Origin of the sequence: Sulfurimonas sp., from assembly GCF_032250635.1 — a bacterium.
Taxonomy (GTDB): domain Bacteria; phylum Campylobacterota; class Campylobacteria; order Campylobacterales; family Sulfurimonadaceae; genus Sulfurimonas.
In genome coordinates this window covers 1-2074 of sequence record NZ_JAVVFL010000258.1, presented here as the reverse complement: position 1 = coordinate 2074, position 2074 = coordinate 1, and the positions used below count along the sequence as shown (strand labels likewise).

At 40.2% G+C, this 2074-nt stretch carries 3 protein-coding genes; 1 reads left to right on the top strand and 2 read right to left on the bottom strand.

The annotated features are described in order from the left end of the window. Positions 1 to 40 precede the first annotated feature (40 nt). Complete coding sequence (locus RQ763_RS11505) at positions 41 to 343, bottom strand: hypothetical protein (protein ID WP_314153129.1); 303 nt, start codon at positions 341 to 343, stop codon at positions 41 to 43. Continuing rightward, positions 344 to 850, bottom strand: a complete 507-nt coding sequence (gene luxS, locus RQ763_RS11500) for an S-ribosylhomocysteine lyase (RefSeq protein WP_314153128.1) — start codon at positions 848 to 850, stop codon at positions 344 to 346. A gap of 90 nt (positions 851 to 940) precedes the next feature. On the opposite strand from luxS, the gene RQ763_RS11495 reads away from it, so the two are divergent. Then, positions 941 to 2074: nitrate- and nitrite sensing domain-containing protein (locus RQ763_RS11495; protein WP_314153127.1), on the top strand; the 1134-nt coding region annotated here is incomplete at its 3' end.

Here is a 2074-nt window from a genome sequence, read left to right as displayed (position 1 = left end):
TTCAAGGTATCTATTTCCCGGCAGAGGATTGAAGAGTTCTCTAATACGCAAGCTCGTTAAGCTCCCTAAAGATATACGCCTCTACGATATCGTCTATGCTTCTTTGCGTGTGCGCTACAAGAACCATCATGTTTTGCTCCATAAAGGGCCATACGTACTCGTTGTCATCCATCACCACTGCCGCTTCGCTGCGATCTTCAAAAGTGCCCCACTCAGCACTAAACTTTATCTGCGCTACTCTGCCCTCTTGAACAAGAACCTGCGCCCAGATTTTCACATCGCCAAGTTTGGTTATGGATGCTTCTTGCGCATCTTCGTTATCCATAGGAATCAAAATATACATCTACTGCTCCACTTTTGCCAAATCAAGGGATAGTGCATCATTGTCCATAATGCCGATTCCGCGCTCTAAAACTTTAGAAGCTATCTCTTGGGCATCTGAGAGCGAGTGCATCTTGTATGTTCCACACTGATAGACGTTAAGCTCTGGAATATCTTTTTGCTCTTTTACTTTAAGTATATCCTCCATTGACGCTCTCCACGCCTCTGCCACAACACTCTCATCTGGTGTGCCTATTACACTCATGTAAAATCCAGTGCGGCAACCCATCGGCGAAATATCGATAATCTCTACATCTTTGGAGTTGAGATTGTCTCTCATAAATCCAGCAAAGAGATGCTCTAACGTATGAATCCCCTCTGATGACAAAATCTCATGATTAGGACGAACAAATCTCAAGTCAAAAACCGTTATATCATCGCCCTTTGGTGTTTTCATTCCCTTGGCACGGCGAACTGCAGGTGCGGGCATAATGGTGTGATCAACCGTAAAACTGTCTAGTAGTGGCATATCATTCTCCAATTTTTTCATTAATTATATCATTTTAAAAAAACAAATAAATTTATTGTGATATTATGCCAACTAAAAAGGGTTATCATTATGAAAACAAGTATAAAAGCTAGGTTGTTATTTTTAGTAATTATGCCAATATTGGCTATTTTAGCATTAGCAGTAGGCAAAATTTTATTTGACGTCGGTGAAAGAAAAAGCCTTGAAGTGGCAAAGAGCCGCATTATAGAGGTTGAAGCACTCTCAAAAGCTATCCACTTTATGCAGATAGAGAGAGGTTTGAGTGTTGGTTTTGTTGCAAGCGGGGGCACAAAAAACTCTAATGAACTAAGAGAAATGCGAAGCAAAGTTAATAACGCAATAACGGAGGCAAAAAACATCTACGCATCAACTAATGGAGATACAGGTCTGTTTGAAAATCTTAGAGAACTCTCACAAATAAGATCTGCTATCAACGCACTATCCATAAACGGACCGCAAACCGGAGCGTACTTTACAAAGACAATCGTATCTTTAGTAGATGCTTCAACTACCATCCCTGCCCAAATGAGCGATAAAGAGTCGCGCAATCTCATTCAAGCCTACACACACCTCTCCTCGGCCAAAGAGCTGTTGGGGCAAATAAGAGCAAACCTAAACGGTGCATTTACAAAAAATGCTTTTTTGGATGATACCTTTTTCAAATTTGGCGGTGCTTTTGGTGCATATGGCATAAATCTTCGCAAGTTTGAAAATCTTGCGACTCCATCACTCAAAATATTTTTAAAAGAAACCTATAGAGGCAATGCTGTAGATAAAACGATGTCAATGATAAATATTGCTAAAGAGAAGGGTCTTGTGGGCGGTTTTGATGTAGAACCGAGCGAATGGTTTAGAAATGTAACTGCCTCCATAGATCTACTTAGAGGCGTTGAGCTTGAGCTCTACAAAGAGGCTGATAGCTTAATAAACCGGATGATAGATGAAAAATCATCAAATATCATCATGCTTGGCATAGCTTTGGCCGTCGGTGTTATAATTTTTGCCGCTTTTATACTCTACTTTATAAAAGTCTCCATATCTAAACCACTGGATATTTTCAGAATTGCTCTTTTAAAAATAAGTGCCACAAAAGACCTCACTATCGAAGTAGCCGAAAATACCCCTCTTGAGCTCTCCCAAATGGCTAAAAGTTTCAACAACTTAATGAGAGAGCTAAAAGAGCTCATAGACGTCTCAAAGGTA

What these genes read in the sequence shown, in the direction of transcription:
- RQ763_RS11505 (WP_314153129.1), bottom strand. Translation starts at nt 343, where the DNA reads ATGTATATTTTGATTCCTATGGATAACGAAGATGCGCAAGAAGCATCC.
- luxS (WP_314153128.1), bottom strand. Translation starts at nt 850, where the DNA reads ATGCCACTACTAGACAGTTTTACGGTTGATCACACCATTATGCCCGCA.